Origin of the sequence: Lawsonibacter hominis, from assembly GCF_014287895.1 — a bacterium.
Lineage (GTDB): Bacteria > Bacillota > Clostridia > Oscillospirales > Oscillospiraceae > Lawsonibacter_A > Lawsonibacter_A hominis.
This window is the reverse complement of sequence record NZ_JACOPP010000001.1, coordinates 172,801-192,998: the sequence shown is the minus strand read 5'-3', so window position 1 is coordinate 192,998 and position 20,198 is coordinate 172,801. Positions and strand designations below refer to the sequence as shown.

Genomic DNA, 20,198 nt, shown 5'->3' with positions numbered 1-20,198 from the left:
TGCGCAGTCGGAGAGGCGTCGTCCGCGCGGCGCAGCCGCCGCAGCATGACAACTAGAAGCGCGAGGGCGAGCGGAACGGACGTGCCGCGGTGAAACGGAGGTTGAGGTGTGATATGGAGCGATTGGATAAGCTTTTGGCCAATACGGGCCGCTGGTCCCGCAGAGAGGCGCGGGAGCTGGTGCGTCAGGGCCGGGTGACGGTGGACGGCGCGGCGGCCGCCGCGCCGGAGGAGAAATATGAGGCCGGCGCCTGCTTCGCGGTGGACGGGGAGATTATTTCCGGGGAAAAGCGGGCCTATGTGATGCTCCACAAGCCGGCCGGGCTGCTCTCCGCTACCGAAGACCCCCGGCGGCCCACGGTGATGGAACTGCTCCCGGAGCATCTGCGCCGGATGGGGCTTTTCCCGGTAGGCAGGCTGGACAAGGATACGGAAGGCCTGCTGCTGCTCACCAACGACGGCCCCCTGGCCCACCGGCTGCTTTCCCCCAGGCGGCATGTGGATAAGACCTACTTTGTCCGGGCGGACCGGCCCTTCGACGGGGCGGATGAGGCGGCGTTTGCCGCCGGTATGGTGCTGCGGGACGGCCTGCACTGTCTGCCCGCCCGTCTGGAGCGGCTGGACTGTCCGGAAGAGGCGTTGGTGACCATCCAGGAGGGAAAGTACCACCAGATCAAGCGTATGGTGGCATCCCAATATAAGCAGGTCGTCTATCTGAAGCGGCTGAGCATGGGAGCGCTGAAGCTGGACCCGGCGCTGGAGAAGGGGGCGTGGCGGTACCTGACGCCGGCGGAATGCGCCGCCCTGCGGGATGCAGGGGACTGAACCGGGCGGCGGCGGTCCTGCGATCCGGCCCTTGGTCTCTGTGTTTCAGAGTATTTCGGCAATTTCCACAAAAAACTTTTCAAAACCTATTGAAAAGGTCGAAAAGACCCGGTATAATAAGGGACAACGAGTGTGTCGTCAAAGCCCCTCAATGCAGAGGAATCAGAAAAAGGGAGGCTATCGCTTATGTCCAGCAGAGTGTTTCAAAGCGTTGTCCTGCAGATGAAGGACAGCACAGACCGGGCCATTGGTGTGATCGATTCCGAAGGGACGGTGGTGGCCTGCAACGAACTGAGCTGTATCGGGGAGCATTGGCCTGCAGCCGTGGAAGCGGTCAACGCCGGTGAGGGCGGCGTCGTCCGCTACGAGGGGCGCACCTTCAAGGCCCTGCAGGGCTGGGGGTCCCAGTTCGACTACGCCGCCTTTGCCAAGGGGGACGACGCGGAGGCGCGTACCCTGTGCACCATGGCCACCGTGGCCCTCAACGGCGCGAAGACCTATTATGAGGAAAAGCACGACAAGGCGACCTTTGTCAAAAACATTATCTCCGACAATATCCTGCTGGGCGACATTTATGTGCGGGCCAAGGAGCTGCATTTTATCTCCGAAGCGCCCCGGGCGGTCTTCCTGATCCGTCAGGTGGAGACCACGGAACCCGCCCTGATCGACGTGGTACAGGGCATGTTCCCCGACAAGCAGGTGGACTTTGTCCTCTCCATCAGCGAGACCGACGTGGCCCTGATCAAGCAGCTCTCCGACGCCACGGAGGGCAAGGACCTGTATAAGCTGGCCCGCCAGATCGAGGAGACCGTCACCGAGGAGCTGCACGTCAAGATCGTCATCGGGATCGGCACCATCGTCACCCACATCCGGGAGCTGGCCCGGGCCTACAAGGAGGCCCAGGTGGCCATCGACGTGGGCAAGGTCTTCGACACTGAGAAGTCCATCATCAATTACGAGAATCTGGGCATCGGACGGCTGATCTATCAGCTGCCCACCACCTTGTGCGAGATGTTCCTCCAGGAGGTCTTCAAGAAGAACCCCATTGACTCTTTGGATCAGGAAACGCTGTTCACCATCAACAAGTTCTTTGAAAACAACCTGAATGTGTCTGAGACGGCCCGCAAGCTCTTCGTCCACCGCAATACCCTGGTGTACCGCCTGGAGAAGATCAAAAAGCTCACGGGCCTGGATCTGAGGGAATTCGACGACGCCATTACCTTCAAGGTGGCCCTGATGGTGAAGAAATACCTCCTCTCCAGAGGAATCAAATCCTGACGATGATAGAGATCAAAATTGACAATTGACAATGCAACGTTGTCAATTGTCAATTTTTTGAGGTACATACATGATACGTTTGATCGACATCCAGAAGGCTTACGATAACGGTACCAAGGCCCTGAAAGGGGTCAGCTTCCGCATCGACGACGGGGAGTTCGTCTTTCTGGTGGGCCCCTCCGGTTCCGGAAAGTCCACCATCATCAAGCTCATTACCGCCGAGATCGCGCCCAACGCCGGGCGGCTGATGGTCAACGGGTACAACCTGAACAACATCCGCCCCCGCCAGGTGCCCTACATGCGGCGCACCCTGGGGGTCATCTTCCAGGACTTCCGGCTGATCGAAAAAAAGACGGTGGAGGAGAACCTGACGTTTGCCATGCGCACGGTGGGGGCCGCTCCCCGGGAGATCCGCAAGCGCATCCCCTATGTGCTGGAGCTGGTGGGGCTGGATCAGAAGGGGGCGTGCCGTCCCACCGAACTCTCCGGCGGCGAGCAGCAGCGGGTGGCCATTGCACGGGCGTTGGTGAACAATCCCCAGATGATCATTGCCGATGAGCCCACCGGCAATCTGGATCCCCAGCGCTCGCTGGAGATCATGATGCTGCTGGAGCGGATCAACGAACTGGGCACCACCGTACTGGTGGTCACCCACGAAAAGGAACTGGTCAACCGCTTTGCCAAGCGTGTGGTTGCCATCGAGAACGGCAGGGTCATCAGCGACGAGACGGGCGGGTATTACAACGATGAAACAACGATATGATTTCGGATATTTCCTCTCCGAAGGCTTCCGCAGCATCTTCACCCACGGCTTTATGTCCTTTGCCGCGGTATGCATGATCGTCTGCTGCCTGTTGATCATGGGTTCCTTCACCCTGGTGGCGGTGAATGTGGACCATATGCTGGGGGACCTGGAGCGGGAAAATGAGTTTACGGCTTTCGTGGACGAGCGCTACACGCAGGAGCAGACCCAGGCCCTCCAGGCCACGCTGGAGGCCATCCCAAACGTGGCCTCCGCCACCTTTGTCAGCAAGGAGGAAGCACAGGAAAATTTTGCGGCGGACAAGGCGGATAACGAGCTTTTTGCAAGCCTGCCCGCCACGGTCTACCGGGACCGCTACCGCATCCATGTGGACGAGATCCAGCGGATGGAAGATACCGTGGCGCAGGTGGAAGGCACGGCCGGCATCGCCAAGGTGCGGGCCGAGCTGGAGATCGCCGAGGGCTTCGTGGTGGTGCGCAACATCGCGGGGGCGGTAGCCGTCATTTTGGTGGTGATCCTGCTGCTGGTGTCGCTCTTCATCATCTCCAATACCATCAAGCTGGCCACCTTCAACCGCAGGGAGGAGATCGCCATCATGAAGATGTGCGGCGCCACCAACTCCTTTGTCCGCTGGCCCTTCGTGTTTGAGGGCATGCTGCTGGGGCTGACGGGAGCCGTGGCGGCCTTTTTCCTGGAGTGGGGCGTATACACTCTGGTGGGCAGCGCGATCACCACATCGGACACCATCGCCCTGATCACGGTGCTGCCCTTCCAGCCCATGGCGCTGCGGGTGCTGGGGGTTTTTGCCGGTACGGGCCTGGTCATCGGTGTTGGCGGCTCGGTGTTGGCGATTCGAAAGTTTTTGCAGGTTTGATACGGCGGTTCCATTCCCGTCATGATGGGAATGGAACCGCGCCCCGCCGGCGTGTGCGCCGGGTTTGTGCCCGCGGGACGCAAGGCCTGTCTCACAAATATTCAGTGCGCTCTGCGCGGTTAAAGCAGCTTAAGCCGTTTTGATTGAATATTAGTAGGAATCGGACGGATCAAAAGGAGAACCATCGTGACAAAAAAACAGCAAAAGCAGCCTCAAAAGCAAAAAAAGCAGAAGACCGATTGGCGGCGTGTGATCGTGGCCGTGCTGGCGGCGTGCATGGCGCTGCTGCTCCTGCTGCCCATGTTCACCATGATCCTGGGCGGCGCAGGGGCGGTGACCCAGGCGGAGATCGACGCGCTGAAAGCCGAACAAAGCGAGAGCAAAGCCCGCCAGCAGGAGCTGAAAGAGCAGCTGGCTGCGGTCAAGGACGACCAGGCCAAGGCCCAGCAGCAGCGGCAGATCCTGACCCGGCAGCTGGATGCCATTCAGGCGGAGATCGACAATATCGATCAGCAGATCGTCTATTACGACGGGGAGATCGCGCAGAAGGAGGAGGAGCGGCTGGAGGCCGTGGCCCGGGAGGAGGAGCAGTACGCGCTCTTCTGCAAGCGGGTGCGGGCGATGGAGGAGGATGGAAATGTCTCCTACTGGTCCATTCTGTTCAACGCCGAAAGCTTCTCCGACATGCTGGACCGTCTGGCCGACATCAACGACGTGATGGACTATGACAACGCCGTTATGGAGCAGCTGGTGGAGACGCGGCGGCAGATCGAGTCCATCAAGGCCGACCTGGAGAGCGCCAGGGCTGAGCAGGAGGACGCGCGGGCCCAGCAGGAGGCCAAAAAGGCCGAGCAGCAGGAGAAGGTGGCGGAAGCCCAGAAGCTGCTGGATCAGATCAATGCGGACATGGCGGAGGTAAACCGCCAGCTGGACGCGGAGAGCGCAGCCGCCGCCGAGATCCAGGCGGAGATCGCCAAAAAGCAGAAGGCGTTGGCGGAAGAGCGGCGGAAGAACAATATCACCATCGACACGGAGAGCAATTACATGTGGCCCCTGCCGGGCTATAACCGGCTCACCTCCGCCTTTGGCTACCGCATCCATCCCATCACCAACAAGGCCCACAGCCATACCGGCATTGACGTCCCCGCCCCGGCAAGAACCCCGATCCTGGCGGCCAAGAGCGGTCAGGTGGTCACCTCTGCCAGGCATTCCTCTTACGGCAATTATGTGGTCATCGACCACGGCAACGGCAGCTCCACCCTGTACGCCCATATGAGCTCCCGCAACGTCACCGAGGGGCAAATGGTCAAGCAGGGGGATGTGATCGGCTATGTGGGCACCACCGGCAGTTCCACCGGCAACCACCTGCACCTGGAGATCCGGGAGAATTATACCCGCATCAACCCGGAGAGGAAATATACTTCCATGAGTTTTGTACGCGATTACTGATGGATGTGTGTGTTGGGAGCAGGCGGAGGGCAAAGGCCCTCCGTCCGCTCCCGCTTTTTCCTAGACAGAAAGGAACCTGAGCATGAAGACAAAACGCTTTTCCGTCCTGCAGCTGATCCTGGCGGTGCTCCTGACTGCCGTTGTGCTGACCGGCGGCGGCCTGCTGGCCCTGCGCGCCGTGGTGGGCCAGGGCGGCCTGGCCCTGCTGGAGGGCCTGTTTCTGGTCCACACCCGCTTTGTGGGAGACTATGACACCGCCGCGGTGGTAGACGCGGCGCTGGAAGGGATGGTGGACGGACTGGGGGACCGGTGGAGCTACTATCTGACTGCCGAGGAATATGAGGCCCAGAATCAGCGCCGGAAGAACCAGTATGTGGGCATCGGCGTTACCGTCAATTACGAGCGGGAGGAAGGACTTTTGATTTTGGAGGTGACGGAGGGCTCTCCGGCGGCGCAGGCCGGCCTGCTGGCCGGGGAGCTCATCACCGCCGTGGACGGGCAGTCCCTGGCGGGAGAGGCGCGCTATGACGGAGCCGACCGGATCCGCGGGGAGGCGGGGAGCACCCTCTCGCTGGAGGTGCGCGCTCAGACCGGTCAGACGCGCACGGTGGAGGTGCGTCGGGCCGCCCTGGACAGCGACCCGGTGGAGTATGAACTGCTGGAGGGGCAGGTGGGCTATGTAAAACTCTCCAATTTCTATGAAAACAGCGCCCGGCGTCTGGAAGCGGCGGTGACCGCGCTCCAGGAGCAGGGGGCGCGTGCCCTGGTGTTCGATATGCGCGACAACGGCGGCGGCTATCTGACAGAGCTGACCGATATGCTGGACTTTTTGCTGAACGAGGGGCCCATCTTCATCAGCCGGGACCGGCAGGGGCACGAGACGGTGACGGAGTCGGACGCGGACTGCGTGGACCTGCCCATGGCGGTGCTGGTCAACGCCAACACCTACTCGGCCGCCGAGTTTTTCGCCGCGGAACTGCAGGAGCGGGGCGTGGCCGTCCTCGTGGGCGAGCCCACCAGCGGCAAGGGCTATTCCCAGCAGACCTTTCCGCTGCCCGGCGGCAGCGCCATGGCCCTCTCCACCGGGGCCTACTTTACCGGCAGCGGGAAGTCGCTCATCGGCGCCGGGCTCACCCTGGACCGGGAGGTCGAGCCGTCCGGAGAGGGAGACGCCCAGCTGGACGCGGCGCTGGAGCTGCTGAAACCGTAGCGGGCGGGCCTGCGCCTTCGTTTGAGAAAAAAAGCTTGACTGTAAACCCGCTTTATCCCTTATCCTGAGACCGATAAGGAGGCGCATACCATGAATGTCAGCCAATTGGAGACGCTGCTGGACATGACCCGGGCCAACATCCGCTTTTACGAGCAGGAGGGGCTGGTCTGCCCCCGGCGGGAGAAAAACGGCTACCGGGATTATTCGGAGGAGGACACGGACACCCTGCGCAAGATCAAGCTGCTGCGTCAGCTGGGCCTGTCGCTGGAGTCCATCCGGCGCCTGCAGCGGGGGGAGCTGTCCCTGGATGCGGCGCTGCGGGAGCGGGAGGCGCAGCTGGCTGCGGAGCGCTCCGAGCTGGAGTGGGCGGCCGGTATCTGCCGGCAGATACGTCAGGAGGGGGCGGAATACCAGGCGCTGGACGCCCGGCGGTACCTGGAGCGGCTGGACCGGCCTGCGGCGGGGGAGGGGCGCTTTACCCTGGATACCGACGCGCTGCCCACCGTCTCCCATCCCTGGCGGCGGTACTTTGCCCGGTCGCTGGACCTGGGCGTGTACGGCCTGCTGTGGGCGGCGGTGCAGCTGCTGGTGCTGCGCTGGAACCCGGACCCCAATGTGCTCGTTCGCCTGCTGGAGCGCTATATCGGCTATGCACTGATGCTGGGGGTGGAGCCGCTGCTGCTCTGCACCCTGGGGACCACCCCGGGCAAAGGACTGTTTGGCCTGGAGGTGCGGGACGGGAACGGACGGAAGCTGAGCTTCCGGTCGGCCTTTCGACGGACTTGGGGCGTCTTTTGTCAGGGCATGGGCTGCGGGGTCCCCATCTACCAGCTCTACCGTAATTATAAGAGCTATCGTGCCTGCGAGCGGGGGGAGGCCCTGAGCTGGGAAGCGGAGACCGCTTACCGCATCCAGGACGATCGCGCCGTCCGGTGCCTGGGGTACGTGGCTGCGGAGGCGGCGGTTTTTGCACTGCTCCTGGTGCTGACGGCGCAGGCCTTTCTGCCCATCCACCGGGGGACGCTGACGCCGGAACAGTACGCGGACAACGTCAATGATATGAGCCGCTTTCTGCAGCTGGACTCCGATGAGCGGATGGAGGCGGACGGCACATGGAGGGATGGAGCGCCGCACGGCGGCGTTGTGATCGACCTGTGGGACAGCGGCCCGACGCCCGCCCACCAGCTTACCGTCACCGATGGACAGGTAACCGGTGTGCGCATTGAGATAGAGCGGAGCGGGGTCCAGCTGATCGGCTCCTATACCGTGCAGAAGCAGCTGGCGGCCATTGCGCTGTGCGCCGCGCAGAAGAGCTATAACGGGATCTCATGGATGAAAAGCGGCGTGCTGGACGCCATTGCCGAGCAGGGCTTTGCGGACTACACCCTCCAGGCGGGGGACGTGACCATTACCCAATCGGTAGAGCAGCGGGGATACCTGGATGGAACGGAATTCCTCTTCGCACAGGAGGGAGCGGCCCCCTACCTCCACCTGGTCTTTACCCTGGAAAAAACAAGCTGAGGCGGCGGGCTTAGCCCGCCGCCTCAGCTTGTCGAAAAAGGCCTCTGGCCTTTTTCGACAGAGGGATGCATGACGGACAGGGCTCGATTCTGGCAGAAAAGCCGCCCTGCCCGTCATGAGAGGTGTCATTTCCGACGCGCATGTCGCCGGAAATGACGGAACTTCCTTTCCTCCCGTCGCCTGCGGACGACTCAACTCTGCCAGGCTCTTCTCCAGGAGGGTTTTTCGACCGCCAGAGGCGGCGGGCCTAGCCCGCCGCCTCTGGTTTGCCGGAGTCGGATGTATGGGTTCGGCCCGCCAGCAGCATGCCGCTGGTGAGGGCGGTGAAGGGCGCTACGGTGACCAGTCCGAAGGACCCTACCACCGTATGGATGATCTCAGACGCCACATATTTGTAGTTCAGGATGTTCCAGATGGGGGTGCCCTGAGCCATAAAGACCATCAGCAGGGCCACAAAGCCGCCGGAATAAGCCAGAAGAAGGGTCGTGGTCATGGTGCCCATGGCGGCCCGGCCCACGTTCATTCCGGAGCGCACCGCATCCCGGCGGGAGATGTCGGGGCGTTTATCCACCACCTCGTTCACCGCCGAGCAGATGTCCACGCTCAGGTCCATCACCGCGCCGGAGGAGCCCAGGAAGATGGAGGCCATAAAGATGCTGGTCAGATCCAGATCCGGAAAGCCGCTGTAGAGCAGACTTTCGGAATAGGCCATGACCGCCCCGTGGATGCGGAAGGCGTTGGTGAACAGAATCCCCAGCACACAGGTGACCAGCACCCCCAGTCCGGCCCCGGACACGGCGGCGGCGCAGCGGCGGTCGAAGCCGTACACCAGGGCGATGATGAGCACGGTGAGCACCAGAGTCGCCGCCAGGCCGATGAGGATGGGATTGTGGCCCTTCAGATAAAGGGGGATGAGCAGCTTCCAGATCATCAGTACGGTAAGGGCGAAGGAAGCGATGGCCCGAATGCCGGTCTTACCGGCGAAGAAGATGAGCAGGGCCGCGAAGCAGAGAGCCAGCACCAGTTCCCAGTTCAGCCGGTAGTGGTCGATCATGTTGATGGAGAGGATGGTATCGCCCTGATAGGAGATGACCACCAGGGCCTTGTCGCCGACGGCGAAGATCTTATCCTGCTCCAGGGAGCCGTTGAGCATATTGTAGCCCGTGGCCGTCTGCCCCTTGAACGCTCCGCCCAGCAGTTCCAGCGTGCAGGCCTGCTCTCCGGAGCGGACCAGGCCGGTGTCCACGACGGCGGAATCGTCCACGGCCACTACCCGGGCTGCGCAGCGGTCGTTGCCCTGGTAGTTGAGCGCGCCCTCAAAGCCCGTGGGCAGGAGCGCCAGCAGGAGGATCAGCAGCAGGCAGACCGCCACGGGGGCGTAATAGCGGCGCTTGGCGCCGTCGTGCAGCAGCTTCAATGACAACATTCCTTTTCTTCTGTAATTGGCAGGCGGACCAAATGGCCCGCCGGGTTCACCCGAAAGGGGCGCACCGCGCCCATAAAGCGGCGCAGCCGCCAACGGCCGCGTACTGCGGGCGGCTGCGCTCGGAACCCGTCAGGGGGCCTTCCGCAGCGGGACGAGGCTTTCCCGGATCAGCGGCAAAGCCGCCGGTTCGAGAATACCCGGGCGGGCCGCATTTCTGCGGCCCGCCCGGTGTCTGTGGGTTGGTCCGTGCAGGAGAGGAAGAAGGATGCGATTTATTTCACACCCAGCATCTCAGCAAGCTTGCTGAAGATGGCGGTGTTGTCGTAGTAGCCGTTGAAGACCTCAGCGCCCGCGCCTTCGGCCAGGACCGGGACCGGAAGGCCAGTGTGGCTGTAGGAAGTGAAGGAGACGCCGGATTTGTTGTTGAGGATGTGGGTGATGGTGACGGTCAGGGGCTCATAGGTGCCGTAGAGCACGTACTCGGCCTGCTCGTACTGGCTGGCGGCGGTACCGTTGATGCTCTTTTCGTAGGCGGCCTTGAGCTGGCTCTGCTCGTACTCGGTGAGCACCAGCTTGTCGCCCTCCTTGCCCTGGGTCTTCAGGCCAAAGAGCGTTTCGATGTCGGCCAGGACGGTCTCAAAGGAGGCCTTCTTCTCTTTGTAGGCGGCCACGTAGTCGCTGTCGTACTTGGCGTAGGAGATCTTCTGGCTGTTCAGCAGGGTCAGGTAGGTATCATAGTCGGTGCCGGCGAAGCCGATGGTGAGACCGCCGGTCTCGTGGTCGCCGGTCACCAGGATCAGCGTCTCGTCGGCGTGCTCCTTGGCGAAGTCGATGGCGACCTGTACCGCATCGGCCAGGGCCATGGTGTCGTTGATGGTGGAGGCGGCGTCGTTGGCGTGGCAGGCCCAGTCGACCTTGCCGCCTTCGCACATCATGAAGAAGCCCTTATCGTTGTCCAGGACCTCGATGCCCTTTTCCACATAATCGGCCAGAGACCACATGGCGTCGGTACGGTCCAGCTCATAAGCCATGGCGCTGGAATCGGCCAGGTTCTCGTCGATGAGGATGACGGGGCCGCTGGTGACCTTCTCAGCCTCGGCCTGCGTGGTGACCACGTTATAGCCCGCTTTCTCAGCCAGGTCGTACAGGCTCTCCTTGTTTTTGTCGGAACCGGTGGGCTTGAGCAGACCGCCGCCGGCAAAATACTCGAAGCCGGAGTCGACCAGTTCCAGACCGATCTCATAGTAGCTGCCGCGGCTTTGCTGGTGGGCGTAGAAGGCGGCGGGGGTGGCGTGGTTGAGGTTGACGGAGGAGACCACGCCGATCTTCCAGCCCAGCTGATCCTTCAGCTTTTCGCTGATGGTCTCATAGGCTACGGTGCCGGTCTCGTCCATGTTGATGGTACCGGAATAGGTCTTGTGGCCGGTGGAGATGGAGGTGGCGGTGGAGGCGGAGTCGGGAGCAAAGCTGTTGGAATCAAAGGTCACCGCGGAACCGGCGGTCTCAAAATTCATAAAATTCAGATAGGAAGGACCGTCCAGCTTGGCGCCCATGTTGTCGTCCAGGCTGGGCTGAGCGTTCAAGTAGTCCTCGTCGGCCAGGGCGCCCAGGTAATCGGCGGTGGACTGGATCTGGGGATAGCTCATGCCGTCGCCGATGAACAGGAACACGTACTTGGGGGCCTTCGTCTGTGCGGGCTGGGCGGAAGCGGCGGAGAGGGACACGGGGGCGGCGGCAGGGAGGGCGCTGGTCTGCGCGTTGTCGGCGGTGCCGCCGCTGCAGGCGGCCAGACTGCCGCACAGGGTCAGGGCCGCCAGAGAAACGGCCAGGGGTCTGTTCCAATTCATTCAGATTTTCCTCCAATACAGATACGATTCTTTGTCTTGCGGACAGTCCCCATGATACCCGAAGCGGAGCGCCGGGCGCTACCAGGCGCGGGTAAAGAAATGAAAAGCTGTGGTAAGGCAAGGTAAAGTTTCTGCAAAAAAGGGCGGTCATATCCCATCGCGGCGCGCATATCCTTGTCCCGAGGTGATGGGGAATGGTGGGCTGGCTGGTGCGGGAGGACAGGCGGGGGCGCCGGCCGGTACTGGAACGGACGCAGCTGGCGGGCATGACCGTGCTGCGGGCGGGGGTACCCGCACCGGACGCGCTGGCACAGCGGAAGCTGGAGCGCCGGCTGGAACGTGCGGCCGAGCTGCTGTGCCGGGCGGGGGTGCGGCGGGTGCTGGCGCAGGAGGGATTTGCGGGCTGGCCGCTGCTGGAGGCGGCGGGGCTGCAGCGCGTGAGCGCCGCGGCCCTGTGTCAGGCCCTGGCCGCGCCCTTGGCCCTGGCCGCGCTGAAGCGGCAGGGGATCGCCCCCGGGCAGGCGGCGGTGTCTCTGGCGGGGACGCGGGTCAACCGGCCCCTGTTCCAGGCGGCCGAACAGCTGTGCCGGCATGTGCGTACCCTGATCGTCGACGCTCCGGCGGGGGGAAGGGAGCTGGCGGGATACCTGCGCTGCGCCTACGGCGCGCCGGTGGTGGAGCCGGAGGCGGGGGTAACGCCCCACGCCGTGCTCTGCTTTGCCCCGGCGGCGGATGTCCGCGGCGCGCTGAAGCTCTTTGGGGCGGTCCCGGACCTGGGCGCGCTGGCGCTTGGCCCTCCCCCCGGGCTGGAATGCCGGACGGCGGAAGGGCTGCCGCTGCTGGCGCTTTTGTGGGAGGAGGGACGTCTGGATCTTGCGAATATACAAATTTTAGAAGCAAATTGACTTGACAGGATGGGGGAAACTACATATAATATCGTATTAATGTGAGAAACCATATCCTTTCAGCATTTTGCAGGTCGGCAGGAGACCTGTTTCTGCCAAAGAGAATCAGACGGAAAGCATAACAGGAAAGGTGTGCGCGAACAACATGGCGAAGGAATTCAAACTGAGCGCTGAGCGCTTGGAGGAGCTCAAAAAGGAGCTCGTTTATCTGAAGACGGTCCGCGAGAAAGAGGTGGCCGACCAGATCAAGGAGGCGCGCTCCTTCGGCGATTTGAGCGAGAACAGCGAGTACGACGAGGCGAAAAACGAGCAGGGCAAACTCTACTCCCGCATCGCGGAGGTGGAGAATATCCTGCAGAACTGCGTGGTCATCGAAGAGCACGAGCAGGATCCCAACGCGGTCCGTCTGGGCTCCAGCATCAAGGTGCTGGACCTGGAGTTCAACGAAGAGGAGCGCTATCAGGTGGTGGGTTCTCAGGAGGCCGACCCCATGAACGGCCGCATCTCCGAGGACTCCCCGTTTGGACGGGCTCTGCTGGGGCGGGCCGTGGGCGACGAGGTCTACGTGGAAGCGCCGGCCGGTTTATTAAGGTATCAGATCTTAGAGATTCAAAAGTAAAGTAAGGAGCAGCTACCATGTCTACTGAAGAGAGAAACGTCAACGAGCCCATGGAAGAAACCCTGTCTGAACTGCGCCAGATCCGCCGTTCCAAGCTCAAGGAGCTGCAGGACGCGGGGCAGGACCCCTTCCAGATCACCAAGTACAACGTGACCCACCGCTCCGCCGACATCAAGGCCGGTTTTGAGGCCCTGGAGGGCAAAACGGTCTCCGTGGCCGGGCGCATCATGTCCAAGCGGGGCATGGGCAAGGCGGTTTTCTGTGATCTTCAGGACGTCAAAGGCCGCATCCAGCTCTATGTGCGCATCGACGAGCTGGGGGAGGAGGCCTTTGCCAAGTTCAAGAAGACCGACATCGGTGATATCGTCGGCGTGGAGGGCGAAGTGTTCCAGACCAAGCGGGGCGAGATCTCCGTGAAGGCCCGCCGGGTGACGCTGCTCTCCAAGTCCCTGCTGCCCCTGCCGGAGAAGTTCCACGGCCTGACCGACAAGGAGACCCGTTACCGTCAGCGCTATGTGGACCTGATCATGAACGAGGACGTGCGCCGCGCCTTCCAGATCCGCACCGCCTTTATCAAGCATGTGCGCGCCTATCTGGACGCGCGCAGCTACCTGGAGGTGGAGACCCCGGTCCTCAATACCATTTCCGGCGGCGCCACCGCCCGGCCTTTCATCACCCATCACAATACGCTGGACATCGACATGTATATGCGCATCGCCACCGAGCTGCACCTCAAGCGCCTGGTGGTGGGCGGCTTCGAGCGGGTGTATGAGATCGGCCGCATCTTCCGCAACGAGGGCATGGACCCCAAGCACAATCCGGAATTCACCACCATCGAGCTCTACGAGGCCTATGCCGACTTCCATGATATGATGGACATTGCCGAGGGCGTTCTGTCCACCGCCGCCAAGGATATCCTGGGCGGCTACAACGTCCGTTGGCTGGGCGAGGAGATCGACCTGACGCCCGGCTGGAAGCGGCTGACCATGATCGACGCCGTTCGGGACTATGTGGGCGTGGACTTCGACGCCGTCTCGGATGACGAGCAGGCCTGCAAAGCCGTGGAAGCCGCGGGCGTCGACCTGGAAGGCTGCGAGCGCACCTGGGGCACCGCTTTGTATGAGGCGTTCGACCAGCGGGTGGAGGAGAAGCTGATCCAGCCCACCTTCATCACCATGTATCCGGTGGAGGTCTCCCCCCTGACCAAGCGCTCTCCCAAGGACCCCCGCCTGACGGAGCGCTTTGAGCTGTTCATCAACCACTGTGAGTTTGCAAACGCCTTCTCCGAGCTCAACGATCCCATTGACCAGCGGGGCCGCTTCGAGCACGAGATCGCCCTGCGCGACGCGGGCAACGACGAGGCCGGTATGATGGACGAGGATTTCATCACCGCCCTGGAGTATGGTCTGCCTCCCACGGGCGGCATGGGCATCGGCATTGACCGTTGCGTCATGATGCTGACCAATTCCGACTCCATCCGGGACGTGATCCTGTTCCCCACAATGAAGCCATTGGACAAGTAAAACACAATATGTAGTGCCTGATGGAAGCGGACAGCACAAGATGAAGTAAAAGGGGCTTACAACTACAACTTTTTTACAACTTTTGCTTGAAACCAGACGACACCAGACGGGCCAAAATGAAGGGCAAATCCGCGTTTGAGATGCGGATTTGCCCTTTTTTGTAATTTTCACATCAGCACCAAATTGCCCTTGATCACTTCTGCTTTTTCCTTCATGTTTTCCTGCGTGATATGGGTGTAGATGTCCATGGTGGTGGAGAAATCAGCATGTCCCATTACTTGCTGGATGAACTTAATGTCGTTTGTGCTCTCGCAAAGTCTGGTGCAGAAGGTGTGCCGTAAATTATGTACGCTGAAATGAGGCAATAGACTCGGCTCACGGTCTTCCAATTCTGCTTGATCCATTTCTTCGGCGTTGTAGGCGATGGAGATGCGCTCAATGGCCCGGTTGATGTTGTGGGCACTGAGAAAGTAACCAGAGCGGTTTCGGAAGATGAAACCATGATATCCATTCATCACGAGATCCTCCGGATACAAGGCGTCCATCACTTCAATCAGCGCACGGAGCTGTTCGGCAACCTCCGGATACAGGATGGGAATAGTGCGAGTACCGCTTGCCGTTTTGGGAGTAGTAATGTGAAAGTCTGCTTTCCCATCAATGACCCGATAAATCAAGTTATGATTCACGGAGATAGTGTTGTTCTCCAGATCCACATCGTTTTTGGTTAACCCAGTACACTCTCCCACACGCAGTCCCGTACCAAGCAGCACGACCATGACGGGCAGCCAGTGACTATACATCGGCGATTTGGAAATGAAGCGCAGGAAGTTCTTCTGCTGCTCCTTGGTCAACGCAATCCTTGTTTTTGCAGGCTTTCCGCTTCCCTCGGATTTTAGAGAACGGTAAACACCCTTGCTGGGGTTCTTTCGGATATAGTCATCATCGACTGCCAATTCAAGTGCGGGATGAACCAGATTATTGATGCTTTCCAGCGAGTTGATTGCAAAGCCCTTTTTCAAAAGCTTAGTGTAAAATGTCAGGATATCACTTTTACGAATATTGGGCAGCGGAGTGTTAGCAAATGGCTCGTCCTTAATATAACTGCTCCAAAGGTATTCGTAATTTGCCCGCGTGGAAGCCTTCAACTGGAGTTTCGTATCCATGAGAACTTTGAACATGTCATTTAGGGTGATTTTCATGGCCTCTTGGGTACGAACGCCGTCATCGGCATCTTTCGTGAGTTGCTTTTCTTTTGCGCGAAGAGCGGCTAAGTCAGTATCGTAAATGTACTTTTTCTTTTTCCCCAGCATATAGACAAACATATAGTTGCCGTCTGAACGCTGGGTTTCGCCTGGCCGGAGATTGCGGCCTTTGTTGTCTTTTCTAATTTTGGGCATAAATTGATACCTCCCGATGGTTGGTGTGCTGTTGCGCCCCTGGTGGGCAGGATTCTGTCAGCATGAAATCTCGTAAAGATATTCCTTTACGCGCTGAACGCTCCAAAGGACACGAGAATTCATGGTGATGCGAGCATGGGCAAGGTCGCCGATCTGAACGGCAGTGTGCCGCCCGCAGTCGAGCAGCTTGCAGAGCGATTCCGTATCTACCGCCAAGCACTGCTCAGGCGAAAGGTCATTGGGTTTTCTTTTCTCCATAATTGCCCTCCTTTATTTGCAATTACATATATCCTCTACTGTTTGTAGGGAAAGGTTTTCAACAAAAACAATGAAGTCATTCAAATTTATCGGGAAGTATCAGGTCTCTTCCAAAGGCCATTTCCTGCGCCGGGTTTTTCCGCCGCGTATTTTCAGGCAACTGCTGTGCAGCATTTCAGTCGTGGGCGTGCTCCATGCAGTCATCACACACTATCCACGACCCCTGTATAACTCCAATGGAAAAGGTTATGGGGGTTGTCAAGGTACAAAAGGCGAACAGACAGGCAGTGGAACCACACGCCATGTCTATACGCTTTATATATAGGGACGGAACGAGTTGAATTCTGCAGATTCCTATTTTTTATTCTCAGACAGATACGAAGAAACAATTAAGACGCTATATGTAGACAACAATACTTGACTAATACTATATATTGTGCTAAACTTGCTTTGTAATTGATTTTTGTGCGCTTCCCGTATGGGATACAGACATAAGTTCTGTACCGCAGGCCAAAAGCCCGCATTGCACACGCAGTTAAGATTGTACTTGTGCCAGTAGTATTACTGCGCCCGTATGGGTCGGTATATTACTGGCTTTTTCTATTTTCAGGGAATGCCCATTCCCTATTGGCGAGGATGACTTTGGTTCACAGGTTGCTGTGGACAGCAGGCGTATGCCGCAGTCAACCTCGCTTATTTTTTTGCCCAAATGCCGGAAACGGCTTTGAGGATATATCAAAAATCAGAAAGGCAGGTATGCAAATGAACACGAAAATGCTGAACCATGACATCATGGTGAAAGAGAAAAAATTGAACGAGAGTTGGAGGCAGTTCAAGAAACTGCAGCAGCCCATCAAGAGGCGGTGCCCGGTAATGAAGGCGCATGTCGTTCCTCGCCCGACGAGGAGGGGGTGCTGAGTATGCCGGATAGCTGTGCGGCATTGAAGGAAGCGCATCAACCGCAGGTACTGGTCGAGACCGCAGGCTTATCCGAAAAGGAATGGCTCGCTTATCGGCGAAAAGGAATTGGTGGCAGTGATGTGGCTGCGCTGCTGGGTATATCACCCTGGCGGACGGCCCGTGACCTGTACTACGACAAGCTGAATATTGCAGCGGTTGAGGACAACGAAGAAAACTGGGTTGCTCTGGAAATGGGGCATCTGCTGGAGCCGCTAGTGGCGAAAATTTTCCAGCATCGGACCGGCTACAAGATATATCAGGTCAAGAAGATGTTCCAGCACCCCAAGTATCCCTGGATGCTGGCGGATGTGGACTACTTTGTGGAACTTCCGGATGGTACGACCGCAATTCTGGAAATCAAAACCACGAACTACAATGCCAAGGATCACTGGTGGCTGAACGGGGAAGAAACTGTTCCGGTCTACTACGAAACCCAGGGGCGCCATTACATGGCCGTTATGAATGTGGATCGCTGCTTCTTCTGCTGTCTGTACGGCAACAACGAGGAAGAAACCATCATTCGTGAGATTCGCCGCGACGAGGCTTATGAGGATGAGATGATTTTCTTGGAACAACATTTCTGGGAGAACTATGTCCTTGCCAAAACACCGCCGCCCTATACCGAGGAGGGCGATCTTGTAATTGAAAGCGTGCGCCGGCATACGGGTCCTGCGGATAAGGACGCCCCTGTGGTGACCTTTGATTATTCTCTGACTGCCAAGCTGATGCGGTATCTCCAGCTCCAAGAAGAAAAGAAACGTGCTGAAAAGAACAGCAAGGAAATCGATGCGGATATGCAACGGCTGAAAGGAGCATTGATTGCCGAAATGGGCAAGAGCTGCAAAGCCATTTGCCAGCAGGACGGCGTAAATTATACGGTCACCTACAATCCGGTGCGGAAGCCTAACATCGACAAAGACAATCTGGACCGGTTGAAACTGGACCATCCTGATATCTATGAGCAGTATGTCACGATCTCGGAGTTTCGCCGGTTCAGTGTGAAAGCTGATACCAAGGCGGCTTAAAGGAGGGAAAAAAGAAGTGATCCATAAAGGAACTTATGACGGGACGATTTATCACAACCCGGCAAATCGGTTCTGCATTATCAGTGTGAAGACTGCTGACAAAGAGGTGCCGCTGGAGGCCCGTTCTACCCGCCGGTACAGAGACCATCTGATCCGCTTCGTGGCGACCGGCTATGAACTGCCCCGCACGGATGCGGTGGAGCTGGAACTGGACGGCGAATGGAAGCAGGGCAAGTATGGTATGCAGTTTCAGGTGGAGCAGTGGCGCCAGATCGTCCCTCGGACCAAAAGCGGTGTGGAGGGGTATCTGGCATCGGGCCTTATCAAAGGCATCGGACCTGCGACCGCTACGCTGATCGTATCCCGATTTGGAGAGGACACGCTGGACATTCTGCAGAAGCGGCCGGAACGGCTTTTGGAAATCAAGGGTATCACGGAAAGCAAACTGGAGGAGATTAAGACCTCCTATGCGGAGAGCCGGATGCTGCAGGATCTTTTGGTTCTGCTCTCCCCGTTCAAGATCACGCCGAAAACGGCGCTCAAGATCTATCAGTATTTCGGGCCAGCCAGTGTGGACATCTTGAAAAAGAGTCCGTTCGAACTGTGCCAGATATCCGGATTCGGCTTTTTGCGCGTAGATGCCATTGTTCAGAAGAACGGCGGTGACCTTCATGACCCCATGCGGGTCAAAGGAGCACTGTTCTGGGCGCTGGAAGATGGCAAAGGCTCCAAAGGGCACCTGTTCTTGCCCGGGGAAACCCTGCAGAAAGAGGCACTTCGGCTGCTCAACAACAAGATTCCTGTGCCGGCACTTCGCCTTCAGGCGAAGGAAGTCGCAGATGTGCTGCAGGACATGATTCTCAAAGGAGAAGTGGTGGCAGTCAAGGATAACATCTATCTGCCCCGGGTGTTTGCACAGGAGGACGAGACCGCCCGCCGCATTGCCATGCGGTTGGTGGAGCCGTCGGAACCGGAGCGGATCGAGCGGGTACTGGAACGGGTCAAGCGTGAGATGGGCGTGGTGTTGTCCTCCAAACAGGAGTCTGCCGTCTATGCGGCGTACCGCCACAATCTTTCCATTATCACAGGCTCTCCCGGTACCGGCAAAACGACGGTTCTGAAAACGATCTTGGAGGTATACCGCCGGCTGCACCCTGACGGCCAAATCGTCTTGATGGCACCGACGGGCAGAGCGAGCCGCCGTATGGCAGAGAGCACCGGCTTTGATATGGCCCGGACACTTCACAGCGGTTTGGGTCTCGGCAGCGAAGAGGACGATGTCAACCGAACCAAACAGCAGGAACCGTTGTCGGCTGACCTGATCATCGTGGACGAGTTTTCCATGGTGGATATGTGGTTGGCAGATAAATTCTTCTCTCGTATCAAGGACGGGGCACGAATCGTGCTTGTAGGCGACCCGGACCAGCTTCCCAGCGTGGGAGCCGGAAATGTGTTCCGTGAGTTGATTGACTGCAAGTTGGTGCCTGTCACTGTGCTGGATCAGATTTTTCGCCAGTCCAAAGACAGTCTGATAGCCTACAATGCCAAGTTTATCAACGAGGGCAATACCAAGCTGTACTATGGGCCGGATTTCATGTTCATGGCGAGCGATAACCAGGCGGATGCCGCCGAGCGGATTATCTCCCGTTATTGCAGAGAGATTGAGGAAAGCGGCATCGACCGGGTGCAGATTCTGTCGCCCTTCCGCTCAGAAGGTGCGGCATCGGCGGAACAGCTCAATGAGGCAATCCGTGAAGTGGTCAACCCGTTTCGCTCCGCCGAAGACGAGATCAAAATCGGCGTCAAAGTTTTCCGGGTCAATGACCGTATTATGCAGACCAAGAATACCGCAAAGGTATCCAATGGCGATCTGGGTTTTATCCGTTATATCAAAGACGGTGAGAACGGAAAGCGTGTGGGCCTCGATTTTGGAGTTGGTCGAGAACTGGAATACAGCGTAGAGGATATGGTCAACCTGGACCTTGCCTATGCCACCACCATCCATAAGTCTATGGGTTCTGAGTATGAAACGGTTATCATGCCGCTTTTGAAAGCGCATAGCATCATGCTCTACCGCAACCTGCTCTATACCGGAATCACCCGTGCTAAAAAGCGTGTGGTGCTGATTGGACAGAAGCAGGTGCTGTTCATGGCGATTCACCGCAACGAGATCAGCAAGCGAAATACGCTGCTGGGCGCACGCATTGGCATGTATTTTAAGGCCTATGCCAGACGCGCCGGCATCCCGCTCCCGAACGAAGCGAAAAAAGAATTGAAACACGCAGGTTAAAAAGGGACGTAAAGTGCAGAAAAAGCACA

Annotated in this window: 16 protein-coding genes; 12 read left to right on the top strand and 4 right to left on the bottom strand. The window is 58.8% G+C overall.

Annotated features, from left to right (window positions below; all coding sequences use genetic code 11):
- Positions 1-113: 113 nt before the first annotated feature.
- The 7 genes from H8S57_RS00980 (at position 114) to H8S57_RS00950 (ending at position 7,919) form a co-directional block, all read left to right on the top strand.
- Positions 114-824, top strand: coding sequence for a pseudouridine synthase (locus tag H8S57_RS00980; RefSeq protein WP_186906201.1), 711 nt, complete (start codon positions 114-116; stop codon positions 822-824).
- Between the two features lie 186 nt (positions 825-1,010).
- On the top strand, positions 1,011-2,102 hold the full coding sequence (locus H8S57_RS00975) for a PucR family transcriptional regulator (RefSeq protein ID WP_186906200.1): 1,092 nt from the start codon (positions 1,011-1,013) through the stop codon (positions 2,100-2,102).
- A gap of 70 nt (positions 2,103-2,172) precedes the next feature.
- Positions 2,173-2,865, top strand: a complete 693-nt coding sequence (ftsE, locus tag H8S57_RS00970) for a cell division ATP-binding protein FtsE (protein WP_186906199.1) — start codon at positions 2,173-2,175, stop codon at positions 2,863-2,865.
- A complete protein-coding gene (ftsX, locus tag H8S57_RS00965; RefSeq protein WP_186906198.1) occupies positions 2,849-3,739 on the top strand; it encodes a permease-like cell division protein FtsX in 891 nt (296 codons plus the stop codon). Before ftsE ends, ftsX begins: the two co-directional genes overlap by 17 nt.
- 186 nt (positions 3,740-3,925) lie before the next feature.
- A complete protein-coding gene (locus tag H8S57_RS00960) occupies positions 3,926-5,188 on the top strand; it encodes a murein hydrolase activator EnvC family protein (protein ID WP_369807578.1) in 1,263 nt (420 codons plus the stop codon).
- Between the two features lie 82 nt (positions 5,189-5,270).
- Positions 5,271-6,398, top strand: a complete 1,128-nt coding sequence (locus tag H8S57_RS00955) for a S41 family peptidase (RefSeq protein WP_186906197.1) — start codon at positions 5,271-5,273, stop codon at positions 6,396-6,398.
- A gap of 90 nt (positions 6,399-6,488) precedes the next feature.
- Positions 6,489-7,919 carry a MerR family transcriptional regulator gene (locus H8S57_RS00950; RefSeq protein ID WP_186906196.1) on the top strand — a complete coding sequence of 477 codons (1,431 nt, stop codon included), beginning with the start codon at positions 6,489-6,491 and terminating at the stop codon, positions 7,917-7,919.
- A 247-nt stretch (positions 7,920-8,166) separates the two neighbouring features.
- Here the strand turns inward: H8S57_RS00950 and H8S57_RS00945 are convergent, their stop codons facing one another.
- Positions 8,167-9,345 carry a YibE/F family protein gene (locus H8S57_RS00945; RefSeq protein WP_186906195.1) on the bottom strand — a complete coding sequence of 393 codons (1,179 nt, stop codon included), beginning with the start codon at positions 9,343-9,345 and terminating at the stop codon, positions 8,167-8,169.
- A 272-nt stretch (positions 9,346-9,617) separates the two neighbouring features.
- Positions 9,618-11,192 (bottom strand): alkaline phosphatase, encoded by a 1,575-nt coding sequence (locus H8S57_RS00940; protein ID WP_186906194.1) that lies wholly within the window; start codon positions 11,190-11,192, stop codon positions 9,618-9,620.
- Positions 11,193-11,386: 194 nt separating this feature from the next.
- Here H8S57_RS00940 and H8S57_RS00935 point away from each other — a divergent pair, with 194 nt between their 5' ends.
- The 3 genes from H8S57_RS00935 (at position 11,387) to lysS (ending at position 14,239) form a co-directional block, all read left to right on the top strand.
- The gene (locus H8S57_RS00935) at positions 11,387-12,097 is read left to right on the top strand and encodes a hypothetical protein (protein ID WP_186906193.1); all 711 of its coding nucleotides are present in this window, start codon (positions 11,387-11,389) and stop codon (positions 12,095-12,097) included.
- Between the two features lie 145 nt (positions 12,098-12,242).
- Positions 12,243-12,716 (top strand): transcription elongation factor GreA, encoded by a 474-nt coding sequence (gene greA, locus H8S57_RS00930; protein ID WP_186906192.1) that lies wholly within the window; start codon positions 12,243-12,245, stop codon positions 12,714-12,716.
- 17 nt (positions 12,717-12,733) lie between these two features.
- The gene (gene lysS, locus H8S57_RS00925) at positions 12,734-14,239 is read left to right on the top strand and encodes a lysine--tRNA ligase (protein WP_186906191.1); all 1,506 of its coding nucleotides are present in this window, start codon (positions 12,734-12,736) and stop codon (positions 14,237-14,239) included.
- 167 nt (positions 14,240-14,406) lie between these two features.
- Here the strand turns inward: lysS and H8S57_RS00920 are convergent, their stop codons facing one another.
- Both H8S57_RS00920 and H8S57_RS00915 read right to left on the bottom strand, forming a co-directional pair.
- The gene (locus tag H8S57_RS00920) at positions 14,407-15,636 is read right to left on the bottom strand and encodes a site-specific integrase (RefSeq protein WP_186906190.1); all 1,230 of its coding nucleotides are present in this window, start codon (positions 15,634-15,636) and stop codon (positions 14,407-14,409) included.
- A gap of 57 nt (positions 15,637-15,693) precedes the next feature.
- Complete coding sequence (locus tag H8S57_RS00915; protein ID WP_007713156.1) at positions 15,694-15,894, bottom strand: hypothetical protein; 201 nt, start codon at positions 15,892-15,894, stop codon at positions 15,694-15,696.
- Positions 15,895-16,715: 821 nt separating this feature from the next.
- On the opposite strand from H8S57_RS00915, the gene H8S57_RS00910 reads away from it, so the two are divergent.
- Positions 16,716-17,879, top strand: a complete 1,164-nt coding sequence (locus tag H8S57_RS00910) for a YqaJ viral recombinase family nuclease (protein WP_369807577.1) — start codon at positions 16,716-16,718, stop codon at positions 17,877-17,879.
- A 16-nt stretch (positions 17,880-17,895) separates the two neighbouring features.
- Complete coding sequence (recD2, locus tag H8S57_RS00905; RefSeq protein ID WP_186906189.1) at positions 17,896-20,169, top strand: SF1B family DNA helicase RecD2; 2,274 nt, start codon at positions 17,896-17,898, stop codon at positions 20,167-20,169.
- Positions 20,170-20,198 lie beyond the last annotated feature (29 nt).

Bases quoted from the DNA above. Each gene is read 5' to 3' on its own strand.
- H8S57_RS00980 (WP_186906201.1), top strand. From the start codon at position 114: ATGGAGCGATTGGATAAGCTTTTGGCCAATACGGGCCGCTGGTCCCGC.
- H8S57_RS00975 (WP_186906200.1), top strand. From the start codon at position 1,011: ATGTCCAGCAGAGTGTTTCAAAGCGTTGTCCTGCAGATGAAGGACAGC.
- ftsE (WP_186906199.1), top strand. From the start codon at position 2,173: ATGATACGTTTGATCGACATCCAGAAGGCTTACGATAACGGTACCAAG.
- ftsX (WP_186906198.1), top strand. From the start codon at position 2,849: ATGAAACAACGATATGATTTCGGATATTTCCTCTCCGAAGGCTTCCGC.
- H8S57_RS00955 (WP_186906197.1), top strand. From the start codon at position 5,271: ATGAAGACAAAACGCTTTTCCGTCCTGCAGCTGATCCTGGCGGTGCTC.
- H8S57_RS00950 (WP_186906196.1), top strand. From the start codon at position 6,489: ATGAATGTCAGCCAATTGGAGACGCTGCTGGACATGACCCGGGCCAAC.
- H8S57_RS00945 (WP_186906195.1), bottom strand. From the start codon at position 9,345: ATGTTGTCATTGAAGCTGCTGCACGACGGCGCCAAGCGCCGCTATTAC.
- H8S57_RS00940 (WP_186906194.1), bottom strand. From the start codon at position 11,192: ATGAATTGGAACAGACCCCTGGCCGTTTCTCTGGCGGCCCTGACCCTG.
- H8S57_RS00935 (WP_186906193.1), top strand. From the start codon at position 11,387: ATGGTGGGCTGGCTGGTGCGGGAGGACAGGCGGGGGCGCCGGCCGGTA.
- greA (WP_186906192.1), top strand. From the start codon at position 12,243: ATGGCGAAGGAATTCAAACTGAGCGCTGAGCGCTTGGAGGAGCTCAAA.
- lysS (WP_186906191.1), top strand. From the start codon at position 12,734: ATGTCTACTGAAGAGAGAAACGTCAACGAGCCCATGGAAGAAACCCTG.
- H8S57_RS00920 (WP_186906190.1), bottom strand. From the start codon at position 15,636: ATGCCCAAAATTAGAAAAGACAACAAAGGCCGCAATCTCCGGCCAGGC.
- H8S57_RS00915 (WP_007713156.1), bottom strand. From the start codon at position 15,894: ATGGAGAAAAGAAAACCCAATGACCTTTCGCCTGAGCAGTGCTTGGCG.